Origin of the sequence: Fibrobacter sp., assembly GCF_017545445.1 — a bacterium.
Lineage (GTDB): Bacteria > Fibrobacterota > Fibrobacteria > Fibrobacterales > Fibrobacteraceae > Fibrobacter.
In genome coordinates this window covers 78,292-99,322 of sequence record NZ_JAFWOM010000011.1, presented here as the reverse complement: position 1 = coordinate 99,322, position 21,031 = coordinate 78,292, and the positions used below count along the sequence as shown (strand labels likewise).

At 44.7% G+C, this 21,031-nt stretch carries 14 protein-coding genes; 3 read left to right on the top strand and 11 right to left on the bottom strand.

Annotated elements, in window-relative coordinates; genetic code table 11:
- Positions 1-18 precede the first annotated feature (18 nt).
- Together IKG78_RS01360 and IKG78_RS01355 are read left to right on the top strand one after the other, a co-directional pair.
- On the top strand, positions 19-615 hold the full coding sequence (locus tag IKG78_RS01360) for a hypothetical protein (RefSeq protein ID WP_290938368.1): 597 nt from the start codon (positions 19-21) through the stop codon (positions 613-615).
- A gap of 6 nt (positions 616-621) precedes the next feature.
- On the top strand, positions 622-1,206 hold the full coding sequence (locus IKG78_RS01355; protein ID WP_290938366.1) for a hypothetical protein: 585 nt from the start codon (positions 622-624) through the stop codon (positions 1,204-1,206).
- 117 nt (positions 1,207-1,323) lie between these two features.
- Here IKG78_RS01355 and IKG78_RS01350 read toward each other — a convergent pair whose 3' ends face one another.
- The 7 genes from IKG78_RS01350 to IKG78_RS01320 all read right to left on the bottom strand — a co-directional run bounded on the left by IKG78_RS01350 (position 1,324) and on the right by IKG78_RS01320 (position 8,166).
- On the bottom strand, positions 1,324-3,075 hold the full coding sequence (locus IKG78_RS01350; RefSeq protein ID WP_290938364.1) for an FISUMP domain-containing protein: 1,752 nt from the start codon (positions 3,073-3,075) through the stop codon (positions 1,324-1,326).
- A gap of 243 nt (positions 3,076-3,318) precedes the next feature.
- Positions 3,319-4,644: a hemolysin family protein gene (locus tag IKG78_RS01345; protein WP_290938362.1), complete on the bottom strand. Its 1,326-nt coding sequence runs from the start codon at positions 4,642-4,644 to the stop codon at positions 3,319-3,321.
- The gene (gene ybeY, locus IKG78_RS01340) at positions 4,637-5,122 is read right to left on the bottom strand and encodes an rRNA maturation RNase YbeY (protein ID WP_072826736.1); all 486 of its coding nucleotides are present in this window, start codon (positions 5,120-5,122) and stop codon (positions 4,637-4,639) included. Before ybeY ends, IKG78_RS01345 begins: the two co-directional genes overlap by 8 nt.
- Entirely contained in the window at positions 5,122-5,412 is a 291-nt protein-coding gene (locus IKG78_RS01335; RefSeq protein WP_290938359.1) for a hypothetical protein, read from the bottom strand. The genes ybeY and IKG78_RS01335 overlap by 1 nt, the downstream gene beginning before the upstream one ends.
- Positions 5,413-5,726: 314 nt before the next feature.
- Positions 5,727-6,500, bottom strand: a complete 774-nt coding sequence (locus IKG78_RS01330; RefSeq protein WP_290938356.1) for a metal ABC transporter ATP-binding protein — start codon at positions 6,498-6,500, stop codon at positions 5,727-5,729.
- Entirely contained in the window at positions 6,500-7,375 is an 876-nt protein-coding gene (locus IKG78_RS01325) for a zinc ABC transporter substrate-binding protein (protein WP_290938353.1), read from the bottom strand. Before IKG78_RS01325 ends, IKG78_RS01330 begins: the two co-directional genes overlap by 1 nt.
- Positions 7,375-8,166, bottom strand: coding sequence for an HAD hydrolase-like protein (locus IKG78_RS01320; RefSeq protein WP_290938351.1), 792 nt, complete (start codon positions 8,164-8,166; stop codon positions 7,375-7,377). Before IKG78_RS01320 ends, IKG78_RS01325 begins: the two co-directional genes overlap by 1 nt.
- A gap of 71 nt (positions 8,167-8,237) precedes the next feature.
- Between IKG78_RS01320 and IKG78_RS01315 the strand changes: the two genes are divergently transcribed.
- Positions 8,238-8,978, top strand: a complete 741-nt coding sequence (locus IKG78_RS01315) for an RsmE family RNA methyltransferase (RefSeq protein ID WP_290938349.1) — start codon at positions 8,238-8,240, stop codon at positions 8,976-8,978.
- A gap of 91 nt (positions 8,979-9,069) precedes the next feature.
- Here IKG78_RS01315 and purT read toward each other — a convergent pair whose 3' ends face one another.
- The 4 genes from purT to IKG78_RS01295 form a co-directional block, all read right to left on the bottom strand.
- Positions 9,070-10,254 carry a formate-dependent phosphoribosylglycinamide formyltransferase gene (gene purT / locus IKG78_RS01310; protein ID WP_290938347.1) on the bottom strand — a complete coding sequence of 395 codons (1,185 nt, stop codon included), beginning with the start codon at positions 10,252-10,254 and terminating at the stop codon, positions 9,070-9,072.
- Positions 10,255-10,366: 112 nt separating this feature from the next.
- On the bottom strand, positions 10,367-16,543 hold the full coding sequence (locus IKG78_RS01305; protein WP_290938344.1) for an FISUMP domain-containing protein: 6,177 nt from the start codon (positions 16,541-16,543) through the stop codon (positions 10,367-10,369).
- Between the two features lie 18 nt (positions 16,544-16,561).
- Positions 16,562-17,950: a fibrobacter succinogenes major paralogous domain-containing protein gene (locus tag IKG78_RS01300; RefSeq protein WP_290938342.1), complete on the bottom strand. Its 1,389-nt coding sequence runs from the start codon at positions 17,948-17,950 to the stop codon at positions 16,562-16,564.
- Between the two features lie 102 nt (positions 17,951-18,052).
- Complete coding sequence (locus IKG78_RS01295) at positions 18,053-21,031, bottom strand: FISUMP domain-containing protein (protein ID WP_290938339.1); 2,979 nt, start codon at positions 21,029-21,031, stop codon at positions 18,053-18,055.

Here is a 21,031-nt window from a genome sequence, read left to right as displayed (position 1 = left end):
CATTCACGGCAAACCCTCATGAAAAAAATACTACTCGCAATCGTTTTGGCGTACTGCACGCTATCAGCACAGGAAAGCATCCGGGTAAACTTCAAAGGAGCTAGCCCCACCATCAAGGACTTTGCATGGGCTCTGCTTTCATCGACCGACAACGAAGAGGAATGCACTGACGAAGTGATGAACACACTCAAGCAAGCCTGGAGTCTGCACAGCAAGGGCAAAGCACTTGCAAACGGCGAGACGCTCACCATCGACACCAAAAGCGGTTTCGTTTTATACGAACGCACGCAAGACAACTACATGTTGCGAATCGAAATGTGCTACTGGAACGAATCGGACAAAAAACACAAACTGTTCGCCTACAACGTGACTAGCTTTATAAACGGCAGACATGAGCCCGGACAATTCGACGGAATTAACTTCTACCGCTACAACAAAGCCTCCAAAAAGATGACATTAACACACGATGTCGGATTCGACCGGCAATACGGCACCAGCGGAGCTTGGGTGTCCTATACCCTACCGCGTTCCGGCAAGGACATTACCGAAATCACGTGGTCCGAAAAAGAAACGAAACAGAAAATGTTAAAGTGGAACGGTCGGGAGTTCAAGTAAAAACGTATGAGAGTACCAAGACCTGATCATGAAAAATGGATAAGGGAACATTTTCCAGAAGAACTCCAAAAAGAAGACTTTGACTTTCTTTTTTGGGGAGTGTATTATCTGGAAGATGGACTTTCTGTAATGCAAGTTGGAGATAGACGCCCAGATGAGGTCCTTTATAAAGCAAAAGATGAAGAGGATCTGAAATGGTGGTTGCTGGATTTTTTCTGTTACAGACATGCTGACAGCAATGTGCTTAAGCATGAAAAAAACGTAACTTGGCGCTGGTGCCGTGACGATGTGAAAAAAAATCATTGGCGCTATATCGAGCATAGGCACTACGACTACAACACGCTTGAAAACCAAAGATTGGTACGGTACGACTTATACCTCAAAAATCTGAAACGGGCTTCTTTTCCTGAAGACTATTTTAGGAAGAAGGTCGAAGAATGTACCGACATCATGAACCTCCTTTTTCAAGATCCCCACTGGGGTTACGACTATGAGAATCTGCGTTTCATAGAAATCAGCGATTCAGTGCCAACCGATTACGAAAAATTTGAATATAAAAATCCGAAATATACCACTAAAGTCGTGGATTGATGAAATAAAGGTTCACTGCCCAAAGACTGTATTTTAATGCCAAAAGTCCAGCGTGAAAGCCGGACTTTTCTATGGACTATTGACCATTGACCAAAGACCAACGACTAATAACTAAATTCAGTCCTTGAGGCAACGGATAGAACGAGCAACGTCCTTGCCATACTCGCTAATAGAAGCATAAATAGTACGAGCGTTCAAAATCATGTAATTTGCATATGTTGAATGATACTCTTCTGAACTCCAAAAATAAGTTACGTTACCATTACCAAAGTAAATTCCTTCACGATCTCTGGCACCTGCCGGTAACGCAGAAAAACCATAAGCATCCGCCCCATTGAGTTGATCCTCCCAGCCAAAAACAGACTTGAGAGCCGTACCGGCATAATTTTTACTACCCATCGTATTGAATAAAGTTTCCCATTCAGAATTGCTCGGTAGATGCCAATTTTCGGGACAGACACCACGAACAGGAGTTTTCTCTACACAATTTACATTATAACCACATCCTTTGCCATTTGTACTGAACACCGCAGCACTATCCATTGCAGCACTCCACAAATAGAGGCGACCGTATTTTTCGCAATATTCTAGCGAATCATTGTAACAAAAACTACTTGAATCTAAGTCTTTCGTAGGTTGCAGATTAGCGTAATTTAAATTTTCCGCCATCCACGTTTGTTCTCCTATAGTCACCGTCTTATACGTCCGACCATCGCGTTCATCAGTAAAAGAGCCATATTCACATGTTTTCATTCCACATGGAGATGTTAGTGGGGATTGGCCTTGAATACAACGGACTGAATACATTTCATTCCTATTGCACATATAATCTTCAAACATACCATAAGTCTCAATATAGGCACTATAGCCATACTTATTACTATTCAACGTATATAACCAAAAACAAGAACGATAACCTTCATAATAAAAAATCCAATCCACATTTTGACCACTTGCATAACGTATATACGCACCCGCAGGTATTGCAGAGAAACCGAATGAATCATAATTTTCCATTTTTTTTCTCCAACCATTAATTGATCTTAGTTTTGCAGCATCTTTGCCAATAAAATCTTCCAAATATTTTATTTCCTCAGATGTCGGAAGATGCCATCCCTCTGGGCACGCGATTTCAGAAGAACGCTGATTATATAAGCGCCCATACCGGGCACACATTAAAGTATCGTTATTATAGCACATGTTCTCATAAGCTTTTGATACACTATCTATATAATAGTTAAGGTTTTGAGCCATCCATACAAGTTCTCCAATTTTAACAGTACGATAAACCTTGTTATCACGTTCATCTAAAAATTCGCCGTATTCAACATTAGGATTCAAATAAGCAGTACTCACACAATCATAAACAGAGCAATCATATTTTCCCGGCGGTAAGACCGTCGGTTCCCATGAACTAGACCAAGACAATTGACGACTTGAAGACGATGCAGAAGAATACGAGACAACAGATGAACTGCTATTTTTGCTGTTAGAACTTGAAGATTTAACAGAGCTATCACTATACTTTACAGAAGAGGAACTATATGTTTCCCCTCCGCTCCGCCTCGAGGATGACGATGACTTTTTGTTCGAAGAAGACGACATCTTAACGCTGGAAGACGATTTCGACTGGTTATAAGATTCAAACCAATGGTCACCATCGCATTCGTAATTTTTTCGTTTTTCATTCACATAAACTATTTCACCGATTAAGGACAAATTGCACTTGAAATCTTCAAGTTCGTCCATATCGGCAACTTCTGACGGAAGCGATGAAGGTCTTGTAGTCGAACCATCGTCACCGCAAGAGGTCAATAGAGCAAATACGCTCAGATAAACAAAAGCCCTCAATCCTCGTCCAAGAAACATAGATACTCCTTATTGTATGAATAAATTACAAAAATTTAGATAAAAAAACTAAGGCATTAGAGAAAATCTATGATGTATGGACGAGTCCCGTATATCGCGTTCGCCGCAGATTGACTAGAAAAAAACTCGCGAACATAAAAGTCGCGAGCTTTTTCGTTTTTAAAAGGAGACGCCCGCATCCTTCGACTTCGCTCAGGACAGGCACCGGCGGGCATGACAAGTGCATTGCAGAAATCGCGAGCCCTACACTTTATGCAGGCTTTGCGTCTTGGGGCCTTTCACTCCGGCAGGGAGAATCATCATGACCTTTTCCATGCGAGTACCGTCCATGCGCAAAACGCGGAAGGTGTAGCCTTGAATCTTGACTTCGGCGCCCGGCGACGGGATGATGCCAAGCGTCGCTTGAATCAAGCCAGAGAGCGTTTCCACGTGAGAATTCTCAGGCGGCTTGAGTTCCACATCGAGTTCGTATTCCAAATCCGAAAGCGTCATCAGCGGGTCGAGAATGTAGCGTCCATCCTTCAACTTCTGCACGTCCTCGTCTTCGTCCATGTCGTCTTCATCGCGGATTTCACCGACGATTTCTTCGAGGATATCTTCGAGCGTCACAAGGCCAGCCGTTCCACCGTATTCATCGACGACAATCGCGAGCTGGTTACCCGTCTTGCGGAGTTCCGTCAACAAATCGTCAATCTTCTTGTGATAGGGCACATAGACCGGTGGCATCACGAGCTTCATCAAGTCAAACGGTTCATCGCGATGTTCCGTAAACCATTCCAAAAAGTCGCGGTTCGAAAGAATGCCGACGATGTTATCGACAGTATCTTTATAGACCGGCAAACGCGAGTGGCGTTCGTTGTTCAAGACCTTCACCAAATCTTCCAGCGAAGTATCCACGTCAATCGCGCACATATCGACTCGCGGCGTCATGATTTCACGCACCGGCGTTTCCACGAAATCGAAGATGTTAAGGATCATCTGGCGTTCTTCTTTTTCCAAGCCTTCACCTTCGGCAAGCGAAGAATCCGAGAGGTCCGCCTGCACAGCGTCACGGCGTTCTTCGGGCAAGAAGCTGAGCTTTGCATCATAGCCCAAAGCGTTCAGAAGTTTCAGATAAACTATATGACAAAATTTACCCACAGGCACAAACGGCATGCGAATGTACTTGTAAAGCGGCACAAGAACAACAGACAAAGTATCAGGTTTTAAGCTACCGAGCAAGTTCGGGCAAAAAATAGTCACCACATAAATCACGACGCAGGCGAAAACCATGTACGCCAAAAGCCCGAACAGCCAATAGTCGTGCGTCCACTGCCACGGAGCATTCGAAAAGAGGTAATAGCCGAATACGCCAATACCGACATCCGAGAAAATCCGCCCAATCGAGACAGTCTCGTTGTAGCCGCCGTGCTCCACAATCTTCGCAATCTTTTCTTCGCGGTCCGTGCGGTCGCGGGAATCGCGCTTAGCATAGATGGCAGCAAAGACAGTCTTGACTAAAGTAAACGTCGCCGAAATAAAAAGAAAAACACAGAGAAGAACAACTGCAATGGTGTTTGTATCACCCATTTTCCATGCTCTCCTTGTCCTTGTACGGATCTAATCCCAAGAACTCGCATTCGCGGGCACGCATGACCTTGCGGTCGGCGGCCTTGATATGGTCGTACCCCGACAGGTGGAGCAGTCCGTGAACAATCACGCGCTTCATCTCGGCAAAAAAGCTGTTGCCGTACTGCGGAGCCTGACGCTTGACTTGGTCCCTTGCGATGTAGATTTCGCCAAGCATTTCTTCTTCGCCGGGGATTTCTTCGTGCCATTCGAACGAGAGCACGTCGGTCACCTTGTCGAGTCCGCGATAGTTCTTGTTCATCTCGCGAACGAACTCGTCCGTGCAGAGCACGATATTGACGTTGTTTTCAGTTCCTTCTTCGGCGAGGAGTTTGCGGGCCATAGCCTCGAACTTGTCCTTCCACGGGAAAGATTCGATATTGCCCTCGCACAGGAATTCGATGTTGTAATTTTTCTTTTTACTAGCAGGGTCTGGCATTAAATGTTATACCACTTTTTTAATACGTTGATAATGGCTTCGGCTTGCGCTTTGCCTGTAATCTTGAACTTGCCCTGGGCTTTAAAGGTGCCTTGCATTTTGCGGTAACGGCGCAGAGAGACCTTCGGTTCGCTGAATTCACCCGTTTTCGGATCGCGGTCCTGATAAAAGAACATGACGGTCGGCCAAGCGCCTTTCGACAAGACTTCCTTGTCTAATTCCTTGATGACGACTTCGCCGGTTTCTTCGTCGGTGTATTCGACGGTCAATTCTTCAACTTCTGCACTCATTTTTACCTCCAATGAATCACAAGACTCCTTTCTTGCGACAAGTACTGGAATAAATATATAAAAGTGGTTAGTGGTTGGTGGTTAGTGGTTAGGAATTGAGCGGGTTTAGGTGATAGACGAGAGACGAGAGACGAAAGACGAAAGACTATAGACGATAGATATTCCAATCATCTACACGTGCGAAGCACCATAATTTCTCTTTCGTCTTTGGACAAGTCCCAAATGCTAAGCTCAGTTATAGGTCTGCAAGCAGCCCTGCAACATTCGCCCTTTGCATTTGTAGTCTATAGCGAGCCTAGCGAGCGTTCTCTCGTCTAATGCGCCTTCGGCGCATGGTGATGTTCGCAGCAGCCGCCGTGGGTGTGATCGTGGCTTCCAAGGACGCGGTGCGGTACCCCATGTGCAATCAAATCGACTTCGCAGCCGTATGTGCGGTGCAACATTTCTTCGGTCAGGTTTCCGCCCTCGTGGTAATGCACGGAATGGTTCACGCACACAACGCTTTTTACCTTATGCGAAAGAGCCATCAAGTCGTGCGTCACAATCACAATCGTCATGGATTCGCTAAAATCCGCAAGCATGTTGTAAAGAGCCTCGATTCCCGCCACATCGATATTGTTGGACGGTTCATCGAGAAAAAGGATGCGCGGGTTACAGACAAGAGAACGTGCAATCAGAACACGTTGGCGTTCGCCGCCGCTCAATTCGCCCAAACGGCGATCGAGATACCCTGCAATATGAACGCGATCCAAAGCGGCCTTCACTTCGCTAGATTTCGATGAAAGCCCTGTCTTGCCTGTCGCGACGCACTCGCCCACCGTAATCGGGAAATCGATATTCTTGTTCGTATTTTGCGGCACGTAACCAACAGCCACCTTCTTTGTCGGCACCTTTTCACCGAACAAACGAACAGTTCCGGTCGTAGGTTTCAAAAGCCCAACCATCAGCCTCATCAACGTCGATTTACCACCACCGTTCGGTCCGATAATTGCAACAAAGTCATTTTCATCAATAGACAGATTCACGTCCGTCAACACGGGCGACTTGCCATAGCTAAAATTAAGTCCATTGATGTCAATTGCTGACATTACTTTTCGCCCACTTGTTTAAGAGCATCGATAAACTTTTGAAGGTTTCCGGCAAAGTCTGCCGAAAGCGGATCGGTTTCAACAATTTTCGCTCCAAGATCCTTCGCAATCGTTTGTGCGGCACGCTTACTAAACTGCGGCTGAACAAAAACAATTTTCGTTTCGTTTTTGCGTCCAATTTGAATGAGTTTCGACAAATCCCTCGGTTTCGGTTCCTTGCCATTTACTTCAATCGCATACTGCTGTAGTTTGTAATCCTTCGCCAAATATCCATACGACGGATGGAACACGATAAACGAACGCGACTTGGGCGGCATTTTTATAACAGCTTCATTAATTTCTCGTGATTTTTTTTCTAAGAAATCTTGAGTTATCCCATAATGAGTTACATAGTAACTAAAATGCTCGGGATCAAGTTTTTTCAAAGCTTCAAAAATATTCATGGCTAAAATTTTCACACGAGCTGGCGACGTCCAAATATGTGGATCAAGTTCATCATCATGATGTCCGTGTAAACCATGGCCTTCATGTTCCAATTTCATCCATTCAATGCTTTTAGAAATATCTATAACATTGACCTTTTTATTGGCAGCCATAAAACGAGGCAGCCAAGCCTTATCCAAGCCCGATCCATCCGTAAAGTAAACCTGAGCCAGCGAAAAAGCCTTGATGATTGCGGGCTTCGGTTCGTAATTGTGCGGATCGGCACCCGGCGGCAAAAGCGTTACCACGTTCACGCGGGCACCGCCCACCATCTTTACAATTGTCGCATAAGGTTGCAACGAAACAGCAACCGTAATATGTTCATCTCCGGCGAAAGCAATCGCAACGGGAATAAGGACGAGCAAAAGCAAGGAACGAGCTATACGATGCATTATTTTTTTCCTTCAAAAAAAGCGTTAAAATCTATTTCACTAACATTATTGACAATAAATTCGGGCTTCACGTCGAGCTTTTCGACATCCGCCATTTTCGACTCACCGCACAGAGGCAGCACAAAACGGCAACCAGAACGTTTCGCGAGTTCAAAATCCGTATAAAGCCTATCGCCCACAAACAAGATTTCTTCAGGGCGGTAAAGCTTCAAAAGTCCAGAGAGCATCGCCGGATTCGGCTTGCCAAAGCTTTTTTCAGGCTCCACTCCGTAAGCGGTTTTCAAAAGAGCCATGAAGCTCCCGATGTCGGGCACGGGGCCGCGTTCGTCAGGGCAGACAAAATCCGTATGCGTCACCCAGAACGGGATTCCGCGTTGCACCCGGAAACTGAGTTCGCAAAGTTCGCGGTAATCAAAGCTGTTGTGGTAAGCGACAAGCACCAACTCCGTTTCTTCGACGGACGGACGCAAATTGAGGCTCGGATCCTGCGCAGCAAACCATTCATAGACTTCGGGATTCGCAAAGAAAAAGACATTCTTGATTTTGCGTTCGTGAATCGCATCGAGCGAAAGGTACAATGCCGAAATAATCGAATCTTCTGCAAGCGGAAGCCCCATGACTTTGAGGCGGTTCTCGTAGAAAACCGGAGACTTGCTCGTGTTGTTGCTCAAATAATAAACGGGAACTTGTTTCGCCACGCGATTAACCGTCTCGACCGCACCTGGATAAGGGCGACCGCTCAAATAGAGAGTTCCGTCTAAATCGAATACAACAGCTTTAACTTTTTTCACAAGATGTAATATAGAAAAGTGGTTAGTAGTTAGTGGTTTGTGGTTAGTATAATTTTTCTATTTTTAAGACTATGAAAACTCCTGATAGCCGTTTCTATTGTCCGCTGATTACTGTTGGCACAATTATTTTAGACGAAAATGAAAGCAGCCATGCGGTACGCGTTTGCCGTGCCGCAAACGGCGATACGCTGCAACTCTGCGACGGCCTCGGACATTACGCCGACGCGACAATCACCAAGGCAGATGCAAAGGCCTGCGAAGTCCGCGTTGACGTAGTTGAAGACGCACCGTTTAAACGCCCACGTTTGAATCTCGGCATCGCTTGCCTCAAAGACGACGCGCTCGAAGAAGTCGTATTCCATGCGGCACAGACCGAAACGGACAGCATCATCTTTTTGCGTACAGACTACTCTCAGGAACCCAAGAATTCCGATTTGAAAAAGACAGTTCGACGAGCCGAACTCAAATCGCTCGTAAGCCTCAAGCAATCCAAAAAGCCCTGGATGACGCGCATCGAGGGGCCGATTGAATTTGACAAATGGCTTAAGGACTATCAGGGAGACTTGATTCTCTGCGATATTGATGGAGAACGTAAGCTCGATTTGGGATTGGATGTGTCTGCGGAAGGTGCCGACGGGAAATGCACTGCAGTTCCCGTTACTTTACTCGTAGGCCCTGAAGGCGGATTTTCTCCACGCGAAATTGAAGCCGTAAAATCGTTCAAGAACGGGAAAGTCCATTTGCTGAACCTAGGCAACACACGCCTGCGCGCAAGAACCGCAGCGGTAATAGCGTTAGGGAAAGTTTTATAAATAGTGGTTAGTGGTTGGTGATTAGTGGTTAGGATTTATAATCGCGGCGAAGCCGCCCTGTTTACTAATCACTGTTTACTAATCACTTTTCCTATAAACTAATTTTCACTTTTTCGCGCATGGCCATGACTTGAGCCTTGGCTTCTTCGACGGTGTCGCGACGAGCGAGGAGAACGCCCAAACGGCGGTGGCCTTTGAGTTCCGGTTTACCGAACAAACGAAGTGCAGTATCCGGTTCGGCAAGAACATCTTCCAAGCCGCCGAACTTCATGTGGTCGGAAAATCCATCAACAACAATAGCCTTCGATGCACTCGGACCATGGAACGCGATGTTTGGAATCGGGAGGCCGAGAATCGCACGGGCATGCAATGCAAATTCAGACAAATCCTGCGAAATGAGCGTCACCATGCCGGTATCGTGCGGACGCGGAGAAACTTCGCTGAACAAGACTTCGTCCTTGCAAACGAAAAGTTCCACGCCAAAGATACCGCGACCGCCAAGTGCGTCCGTGACCTTCTTCGCAATCACTTTCGCTTGTTCCAAAAGTTCCGGCTTCATCGGCTGCGGCTGCCAAGATTCCTGATAGTCACCGCCCACCTGATGATGGCCAATCGGCTCCAAGAAGCTCGTGCCGCCTACATGACGGACCGTGAGCAAAGTAATTTCGTAATCGAACGGCACAAAGCCTTCGACAATCACACGGCTTGCATGGCCTGTACGGCCTTCATGCTGAGAAATGTTCCAGGAATTTTCGATATCGGCTTCGGTCTTGATGACGCTCTGACCGTGACCGGAAGAACTCATCACCGGCTTGATGACGCACGGGATGCCAATTTCCTTGACTGCAGCCTTGAAATCTTCGTAGTTGTCTGCAAAACGGTACGGGCTCGTCTTGAGTCCAAGCTCTTCGGCAGCCAAACGGCGGATGCCTTCGCGGTTCATCGTAAGCTTGGTCGCCTTCGCGGTCGGGATGACGTTGTAGCCTTCCTTTTCAAGTTCCACGAGCGTATCCGTCGCAATCGCCTCGACTTCCGGGACGATGTAGTCCGGCTTTTCAAGTTCAATCACGCGACGAAGTTCTGCACCGTCCAGCATGTTAATCACGTGGCTGCGGTGAGCCACCTGCATACCGGGAGCGTTGGCATAACGGTCCACCGCGATAACTTCAACACCAAGACGAATCATCTCGATGATGACTTCCTTGCCTAATTCGCCTGCTCCGCAGAACAGGACCTTGGTTGCACTAGAACTTAGAGGTGTACCGATTTCTGCCATATAGTCTCCTTGATATGCTGGAAATATAGGTAATGTCTAGACGAAAGACGAAAGACGAAAGACGAAAGATGGTAAAAGTGGTTAGTGGTTAGGAAATGCTTGGTAAAAGTGGTTAGTAATCCTTCACACAGCGGACGGTATAACCATTCGCTTTAGCGTCTTCGAACTTGATTACATCACCATCGAAATAACCCATTCCCATGACATAAGCGCTGTCGGCACTATGCTCTTTAGAAGTCCAAAAATTCGCGCTGTAGCCATTTTCACTAAAGGTTCCATCCTTAAGCATTGCATCAAAAGTCACCCAGCAGCCAACAGGTTCCGCCGTAAAACCATAATCGTCAGAACCTCCACCATTACGGTCTTTATATTCAAGCCAACCCTCTTTGGACTTGAGCGCCCTAGCCGCCGTCGCAGAATCACCCACCGCATTTATCAAGGTATTCCAATCTTTTTCTGTCGGCAAATGCCAACCCACAGGGCATGCCCCATGCGCATCAATCCATTGATAAATTCTACCAAAATCGTCACACCTGCGAGGCTCATCATCCAAACATCTACTAAGTTTCGTTTTGTAATTGAGGTTTTGAGCCATCCAAGTTTGCTTTCCAATCTTTACAGTCTTGTAAGTTCGCCCATCACGAGAATCCGTAAACGTTCCCTTAATAGCACTCGATGGAGGCACAATATGAGCAGCGTTCTTTCGTTTATCGCCATTTCCCTTTCGTTTAGCATCATCCTTGACGCAGCGGACACTAATTTCTTTATACGTAAAATCATCCGTCCGTTCAACGCTATCGCTGCAGAAATTAAAACACATTTCAACTTCCATAGAATAATCATCTTTTTCTGCCGTATGGAAACACGCTTTATACCCCGGCTTATAAGTCTCAACGCCACCTCCGTAAAAAGCGCCTACCGGTAGAACAGAAAAGCCGAATTCATCCGTACCATTACCATTGCCATAAAAGCCTAAATTCGAATCGCAATAATGCCACCCACTCTTCGACCTCAGCAATTTTCCTGCAACAGAAGAACCTCCCACAGCCGTAAACAGAGTATCCCATTCAGCGTCTGTTGGCAAGTGCCAACCCGCAGGGCAAACTTCCTTCAGCGCATTCCATTTGTAAAGACGACCTTCTGAATTGCAACTGGCCGGATTATTATCATTACAAAAACTGTTCTCCGTTTTGAAGTTCATATTTTCGGCCATCCAAGTTTGAGAGCCTATAGTCACAGTCTTGTAAATTTGTCCGTCACGAGAATCGACCATAGAATCCCTTATCGCAGATTCTTTCGGTAAATCATTCTTGACACAACGGATTCCATACGAATGATTCTTCTCGTATTTAGTAACATTATCCTTTTGCCTTTCGTCATTGAATACCACGCCATGAGCCTTGTATCCGTCATCCTGCGTAGAACTCCACAAACGCAGCCGATCGGTATTCCCGTAACGATGGTTATCGGTATAAACAAAATCCGATTTTAAAGAAGGCTGTTTTTTCAAAGTTCCCAAAAGTGTAATCCATTCATCACTTGTCGGTAAATGCCATCCGTCAGGGCAAAGACCTTGAACAGTTTTCGTCGGGATACATGACGACTTATAGCCACACCCTTCACCGTCCTTAGAATAAGTACCGGCGCTATCCATTGCAGAAGCCCATGAATAGTGACGACCGTATTTTGCACAATTGCTTGCAAAGCTAGACTCGCAACCGCTTGATTCGCTTTTGAAGTTCAAATTTTCAGCCATCCAGGTTTGAGAACCGATAGAAACGATCTTGTAAACTTGTCCATCACGGGAATCCACAAGTAAATTCATAGAATCAGGGAAAAACGGCAGACGTTTTTCGCGACTTTCATCTTTTGCAATTATCTTATTGAATTTCTTATCATCTTTTACGCAACGGATGCTTTTACCAGAACGCATTTTATCATCGGTGCCCAAATTCACATGATTATCATAGCCATACAAACTCATGCCATAAGCGCGTTTGTCATCGTACTCCGTAGAACTCCAGTAATTAGCGAACCGATAATTCGATGAACGCCAAGAGTAATCCTCGTTTTTAAATTCCCGATCGCCCTTATCATCTATAGAAAAATTACCCGCAGGGAGAGCCGAGAATCCATAATCATCCGAGCCCAAAATAACACTATTCCAACCGGGAACCGATTTTAGAGCCTTACCCGCCGAATCGTTTCCGCCCAACGCATAAATCAACACGTTCCATTCAACAAGCGAAGGCAAGTGCCAACCTGCAGGGCAAACACCCTCCCCATCCATCGCCGTCACCCAATTGTAATAACGGCCATATTTTACGCAATTGCTATCGGCATTATTGAAACAGAAACTGCTACCCGTCTTGTAGTTCAAATTTTCGGCCATCCACGTCTGAGTACCAATTTCAACAGTCTTGTAAGTTTGCCCGTCACGGGAATCAGTTAGCGGTTCCGCTTTTATCATCTTTTTCTTGCTACCATCCGCTAGTTCACCTTTGATGCAGCGAATCGGGAACTCACTTTTCTTTTCAATAATTCCATAAGAGGCACTATCGGTATAATAAAGCGTATATACGGCATAAGCCTTATCTTTATCTTGTTCTGTAAAAGTCCAGAAGAATGCATTTCTGCCTTCCTTCGTCATCCAAGGGTTTCCATAAAGGGACTCAGCCCCGTCCTTGTCCGCAACACGAATAGGGATGGCCGAGAAACCATAAGCATCCTCACCATTGCCATTTCCAAACCACCCCGTCTGAGACCGGAGCGCCTTACCTGCAACATTTTTACCGCCAACAGCAACAAACAAAGTATCCCAATCCTCTTGCATGGGCATACGCCAACCATCAGGGCATACTTCTTTCGCAAGGAGCCAAGAATAGTAGCGACCGTATTTAGCACAATTTTCAGCACTGTCCCCAACGCAACTGCTATTTTTCACTTCATAGTTGAGGTTTTGGGCCATCCATGTCTGACGGCCAATGGTAACAGTATTATAAGTATGCCCATCACGAGGGTCAACTAAAGTTACATCGACGTATAACTGAGAGGCACTAGATGAAGATGACACAGGGGCCGGTGCAACCGTTTTTTCGCGACTTGCATAATAATCTTTGACACAACGAACAGACAACCGCTCGCTTTTGCGCGCTTTAGATAAATTCACCTTATTTGAAATATGTATATAAGAATCTCTATACGAATTTAAGGCGCGATAAAAACCGTCACTTGGAAGCCCGAAACGATACGCTTCCTTTTCCCCCTCATAATCAGTAGAACTCCAAAAATTCGCATCATTATTCTTTTCGTAAAATTCACCATTATATGACTTGTTATAAACTACAGGAATTGCCGAAAAGCCAAAATCATCTGTACCATTATTTTCACCAAACCAACCTTTCTTTGACCTAAGCGCATTATTAGCAACATATTCCCCACCCACCGCATAAATCAAGTTTGCCCATTCTCTTAGCGAAGGCATGTGCCAGCCATCAGGGCATACACCTTGAACAGGATCTTTCAAAGCACACCATTTTGTATATCCCCAACCATCACCATCTTCGTCCATCCATTTATCTTCACAATCAACGGCTTCATTCCATGTGTAAAAACGGCCATATTTCGAGCAGGTTTCGACACTATCACCATGACAAGTACTATTTTCGGTTTTGTAGTTTAGATTTTCGGCCATCCAAACCAGCGAACCAATTTGAACGGTTTTATAGGTATGTCCATCGCGAGAATCCTTGAGAGGTTTAGCTTTCACAACTTTACGAACAACATCAAGAGTATCATCTTTTACACAACGGATCGACAACCGATTTTCGTCAGACATGTAATCCCATTCTAAAGTATCATTTTTTAAAGCAACCGTTTCATTACGGTCACTGTTATATTCTTCTCTTGTAGAACTCCACCAATAAGCTCCTAAGCCCGCATTTTCAACCCATCCATCGGCTTTACCATAACCAGCCGGCAACGCAGAAAAACCAAACTCATCCGTGCCAGCCACACTATTGCGCCACCCCATTTGAGACCTAAGCACCTTAGCTGCAACTTGTCGATTACCAATCGTCACAAACAATTCTTCCCATTCCTTAATCGAAGGCATATGCCAACCTACAGGACATGCACCAGATGCAGCCCCCCTTTTGTAAAGTCGGCCATAAAGGGAACAATAGTCTTCGTCATTACGATAACAAAAACTACCCTCCTTTTTATAGTTCAAATTTTCGGCCATCCAAGTCTTGGAACCGATTTTTACAGTCCTGTAAGCTTGTCCGTCACGAGAATCTACAAGAGCATCTTTGACACGACTCTTGACAACGTGTTTCTTTTGTCTAGGGGTATCCTTAAGGCAACGGATAGACGAAGCATCGTTTTCAAGACTATGATAACGATCAACTTTGCCTTTGAGAAGGGAAATTGTCCGCATACATTTTCTTTTGGAAGCACACTCCCCAGAAGTCCAAAAATTTGGTCGCATGCATTTTTGTTCGGGAGCACAATCCGTAGAAGTCCAGAAATCAGCACAATATCCAGATTTCTTATACTTGTCTGCATCCTTGAAACCGCCAGGAAGCGCAGAGAATCCAAATTCGTCTGTACGTATTCCGCTATCAAGCCAATCCGTTGTCTTCGATCTCAGCGCAATATCAGCAGCGAGCAACCCTCCAGCCGTCACGAGCAGTTCGTCCCATTCATCTAATGTCGGTAAATGCCAACCCATCGGGCAAACTTTTTTTGCAACAGACCACCCATAAAGCAGTCCATATTTAGAACAGTTAATCGTATCGTTGTCATAACAATAAGTGTTTTCTGATTCATATTTCAGATTTTCAGCCATCCACGTCTGAGAGCCTATAGTTACAGTCTTGTAAGTTTTCCCGTCACGGGAATCGGTCATAAAAGAATGACGAGATTCCGGCTTGGTGGCCGGAATGACGGAAGAACTAGAAGCTGGAATGACGAAAGAACTGGAACCAGGAATGACAACGCTCTTGTTTTGGTCAGCCAGCTTGCCGAGCCGAGTCTCGCGTTGAATATTTCCCATAAGGCAGCGGACCCTCATTATATTAGATTTTGGAGTCCGATTCATACTAGCCGAGCCGTCATCAGACGGCATATTTATGTGATAAGCACTTAAACTATCGTCCTCAGAAGAACTCCAATAGTTAGGCGACAAAGCCAAAAAACCGAACTCATCCGTACCATTAACTTTAAAAAACTCCGTAAACGGGCCGTACATTCTTGTACCACCCATTCCACTCGCTTTTCCTCTAAGCAATTTACCGGCAACCTCCCCTCCGCCAACATAAGTAATCAACGTTTTCCATTCACCATACGTCGGCAAATGCCAACCGTCCGGACAAGCATTCACCGCAGCATCCCATGTGTAAAAACGTCCTGATTCGGCACACGTTTTCAAATTGCAAGAACTATTTGCCGTCTCGTAATTCAAGTTTTCGGCCATCCAAGTTTGGGTACCAATCTTCACAATTTTGTAAACCTGATTGTCGCGTAAATCAGTAAGCCAATTCCCATCGATTCGAGAACCGCTCTGTATTTTTGTGGGAGAAGAAGAACTCGCAGAAAGCATTTCGACAGACTCCGACGATGAAGATAAATTATCTTGTTGCGGCACAGAATCTTCAACCTCGCGAACACAACGGACAGCAAACCACTGATCCTCAGCAACCGCCAAAGAGGCTTCATCATTGTAATAATTGAACCCCACGCTATACGCGGCATACTGATACAATTCCGTTGAACTCCAGAAAAACGCATAACGACCATCAATGCTATAGTCGCCATCTTTGTACCGCACGCCCGAAGGGAGCACCGAGAATCCGTAATCATCCGATCCATTTCCATCAGCAAGCCAGCTATCCGAAGACTTGAGCATTTTACCGGCAATAGCCTCACCACCCACCCAATAAATGAGCAAGTGCCAATCAATGGAAGTGGGCAACCGCCAATTCTCAGGACAAGCCTTTTTTGCCGCTTTCAAAGAATAGAGTCGTCCATATTTAACGCAACCCACCTCATCATTGCCATAGCAGTAGCTATCTTGCGTTTCATAGTTAAGGTTTTCGGCCATCCAGAGATGCTTGCCGACAGTCACCGTTTTATAAATCTGACCATCACGGGAATCCGTAAAAGTCCCTTTGGCAACAGCAACCACCTTATTGCTATCCGAAACAGCGTTTCTGGAATCACCACACGAAACAAGCAAAGCGAACAACACAAAGCAAATCAAAGACATTACAAGAATACGCTTATTCATTTTCACTCCCCAATACGGTCAATCCTTCACGCAACGGACAGACAAACTATAGTCAATCCCTGCAGAACTATTAAACGCAGTTGTCTCGTAATCAAGAAAGAAAACATTTTTCACAAAAGAAGAATTACTCTGTACAGATGTCCAAAATTCCGCTCTTGATCCACCTTCTTTATATCCCCAATAATTTTCCTTGAACCCACCGGGGAGCACAGAAAATCCATAATCATCTGTATTGACGAAACGCTTCATTTCCTCCGGAGTTCTCACATGTACTTCTTGTCGAATACCATTTTCTTCCATATACAACAAAGTTATTTCTTTTTCAGGAGCAGTCCAACCGTTTTTTGATTTCAGTTTTTTACCGGCTCTTGGGAATTGATCATCCGATATTTTCCCTTCACTTACAACAGAAAGTAAAACACTCCATTCTGAACTCGTTGGCAAATGCCATCCAAGAGGGCAAATTCCTCGCACCGGATATCTCGGAGTACACATGTCGCGATCTTCGAGAGTATAACCGCAACCCTTGCCGTTGGTAGAAAAAAACGCCGTGCTATCCATTGCATCCGCCCATGTGTAAAGGCGACCATACTTGGTGCAGTTGCTATCCGCATCATCGTAGCAAGAACTTTTTTCGGTTTTATAATTAAGGTTCTGTGCCATCCATATTTGCGAACCAATTTTCACGGTCCTGTAAGTTTGTCCGTCACGGGAATCGGTGATAAAATTTGCAAGCGAATCGGGAATGACTGCGTCGCCCTCTCGTCTGAGATTTTCCCTAATGCAGCGGACAGAAAAGCCGTTCTTTTTATCGGCTTCATTCAAGTCGCTTCTGTCATTGAAATAGCTCAAGTTCATGCTATACGCATTTTCTGCACGATTCTCCGTAGAACTCCAGAAAAAAGCATAAGCACCATCCGCACTGTATTTGCCATTGTCAAATCGAACACCAGCAGGGATTGCCGAGAATCCAAAATCATCCGTGCCATTTCCTAGATTAAGCCAATCTTTCGTAGCTTTCAGCAATTTGCCACCAGCTGCTTGCCCGCCCACCTTATTAAGCAACGCAATCCAATCACCGTCTGTCGGCAAATTCCAACCGTCCGGGCATGCATCCATCGCAGATTTCCATGAGTAAAGTCGCCCGAATTTTAAGCAATCATTGCCACGGCAATAGCTTTCGTCCGTCTTGTAGTTCAAATTCTCAGCCATCCAAGTCTGCGAACCGATTGTTACGGTCTTATACACCTGACCATCACGCGAATCCTTAACTGACCCGTAATTTATTTTGCTATTAAGCCAACCATTTTCGCCATCAGCAAAAGACTTTTTCGCACCGCTACACGCAACAAGCGCAGCAAATACGAAAAAACAAACAATAGACGACAATGCTATTCGTTTACCCATGATTCCCATCCTCTATAAAGAGAATAACTACAAATTTATCAAACGTCACACAAGAATCTTTTAGTAAAAATTAATTTTCGGGAGTCTCTAGGCATACTCCCATCAATCCTTCACGCAGCGGACGGAATGGGCGTTATCCCCCGAAGAAGATGAATAGTGGACTATATCATTATCATGATAAACTTTTAAAACACTAATATCATAAAAAAGTTCTCCTGTTGACATCCAAAAAGCCGCACTAAATCCATTATTGACAAATTTATATATAGATGATCCAGCATACGGCGATTTCCAATAATATCCAGCCGGAAGTGCAGAAAAGCCATAATCATCCGTACCATTCCCACGGATAGAATCAGCGTGTTTCCATCCCTTTTTAGATTTAAGTTTTTTACCTACAGATTTAAATTTTGGGGCTAAAAAAGTTGAATCATTGACAGCAAAGAGCAAGTCTAGCCATTCCGATCCCGACGGCAAATGAAAGCCCACAGGACAAGCGTTCATAGCATCTTCCCAGGTATAGAATCGACCATATTTAGAACAACTATCCAGAGAATTGTGGTAACAATAGCTATTAGGCGTTTCAAAGTTCAAATTCTCGGCCATCCAAGTCTGTTTGCCGATTTTTACAGTCTTGTACTTTTTCCCATCCCGTGAATCCTTAAACGTTCCTTTAACAACTTTTGATGGCGGAACAAATGATCTAAATTTCTTTCCCTTATCTTTTCTCATTGAGACTTTTTTGCGTCCAGAATCGTCCTTTAAGCAACGGATACTCATGGCATAGTAAACACGCCAAGAATTCAGCTCTGCAACATCTCTAGAATTATTCAAACACATTTCCCCCACCAAAGAATCTCCATCTATAGCAGCATGAAAGCACGTATAATGTCCCTCTCTAGACTCACTATCGGGTCCTGCAAGTTCTCCATTGGGAAGTATCACATAAATTAAATCATTAAAGTCATACAACCCTGCCGGAAGAGCGGTAAAACCGAAATCGTCGGTTCCATTGCCATTATCATATTGAAATTCTCCTGTTTTATAATAAAGCCAATCATGCGTCGATTTAAGTTTTTTCCCGGCTACAGTTTGCCCACCCACAGTTGCAAAAAGCGTTCGCCACTCCGATTCATTGGGCAAATGCCAACCCACTGGACAAGCCCTATCTGCCACATCCCGATGATAAAGGCGGCCATATTTAGAACAACTTACAGGATCATTTTCATTACAGAAACTATGCTCAGATTCATAGCGTAGATTTTCGGCCATCCAAGTTTGTTCGCCTATTTTCACGATTTTGTAAGATTGTCCATCCCGTTCATCCGTTATAATATTTTGTACGCTATTCGAAGAAGACGAGTCAACACTTTCCTGTCTAGACTCATCTTTCACACAACGAACATTTAGCTCATCTTCATTTTCTAAGTTGATTAAGGAAATTCCACTCTTTGTACGCCAATACAAAGCAAGCATATAATTTCCAACAACCTTAGTGGAACTCCAAAAAAATGCTTCTTTACCAAGTTTTTCATCTGAGATATTTTCTCCTAATGTAGCGATATAATCAACCCATTCTACTTCCGATGGCAAGTGCCAACCCACTGGACAAGCCTTTTTTGCGGAATTCCACGAATAATATCGCCCATACTTAAGGCAATTACTGGCGTAATCATTACGGCATCGGCTATATTCCATTTCATAATTTAGGTTTTCTGCCATCCAAGTATGCTTTCCAATAGTTTTAGTCTTATAAATTTGTCCGTCACGGGAATCCACAAGAACGTGCGAATCCAACATTGCATCAGAAACCTTTTTCTCAACATTTTGCCTTGAATCATCCGCTTTGTTCAAGTCCAAACCACTCCCATCATTCACACAACGAATGTAGCCTTGTTCCTTATCGGATATACGCAAATCAGCACCATCTGAATCTCCACGGAACAAAACACTAAAGGACATGTCATACCCATGCTCTGTAGAACTCCAAAAACTTGACCCCACCGGTAATACCGAAAAACCATACTCATCAAAATTCAACATGGGTTCACGCCAGCCATTCACTGACTTAAGAACCTTGCCAGCAATATCTTTCCCTCCCACTGTAGAAATCAAGACATTCCATTCGATTTGCGTTGGCAAATGGTAACCAACAGGACAAAGTCCTCGCACCGGATATGTCGGGATGCAATTTTTTCCTTTCGTGCATCCCTTGCCATTTGCTGAAAAAATCCCAGATTCGTCCATCGCATCAGCCCAAGAATAAATACGACCGAATTTTGTACAGGAAGTGCTGTCATATTTATTGGAGCACGAACTGCCATCCGTTTTGAGCCTCAAATTTTCAGCCATCCAAATCTGCGAACCAATTTTTACAGTCTTGTAAGTATTCCCATCACGAGAATCTATAATCGGCTCAGCCTCTATCATTTTCTTTTTATCCACAATCAAAGCATTTCCCTTAATACAACGGACTGAAATCCAAGAATCTTTGGGGAAAACAACCTGCCCGACATTGCGTGCATTATAAAGAAAAGCCTTTGCATAGGCACTATCGGAATATTGTTCCGTATAGCTCCAGAAAAAAGATCTTCGACCTTCATCATAAAACTCACTTAGACTCTTACTCTTGGACAAGAGGGTTCCTGCCGGGAGTACAGAAAATCCGAACTCATCAAAGCCATTCGCGCCACTAAACCATCCAAACGACGATTTAAGAACATCGCCCGCAGAATCGGCTCCAACAACAGCAAAAAGAGAATCCCATTCCGATAATGTAGGCAAACGCCAGCCACTAGGACACGATTCCTTCGCCGAACCCCATCCATAGAGACGACCGTATTTATCACAGGAATTTACACTATCGCCATAGCAATAGCTATCTGGATCTCTGTAATTGAGGTTTTCTGCCATCCAAGTCTGCGAACCAATTTGCACGGTCTTGTATATCCGACCATCACGATCATCAGTAATTTGTCCAACAATTTTTTCAACAGGCATTCTTCGTGAACCACCACACGCCACAAGTACGGCGACCGTCATAAAAAGAACAAACAAAAGCAAATAGAACAGTTTATTCAT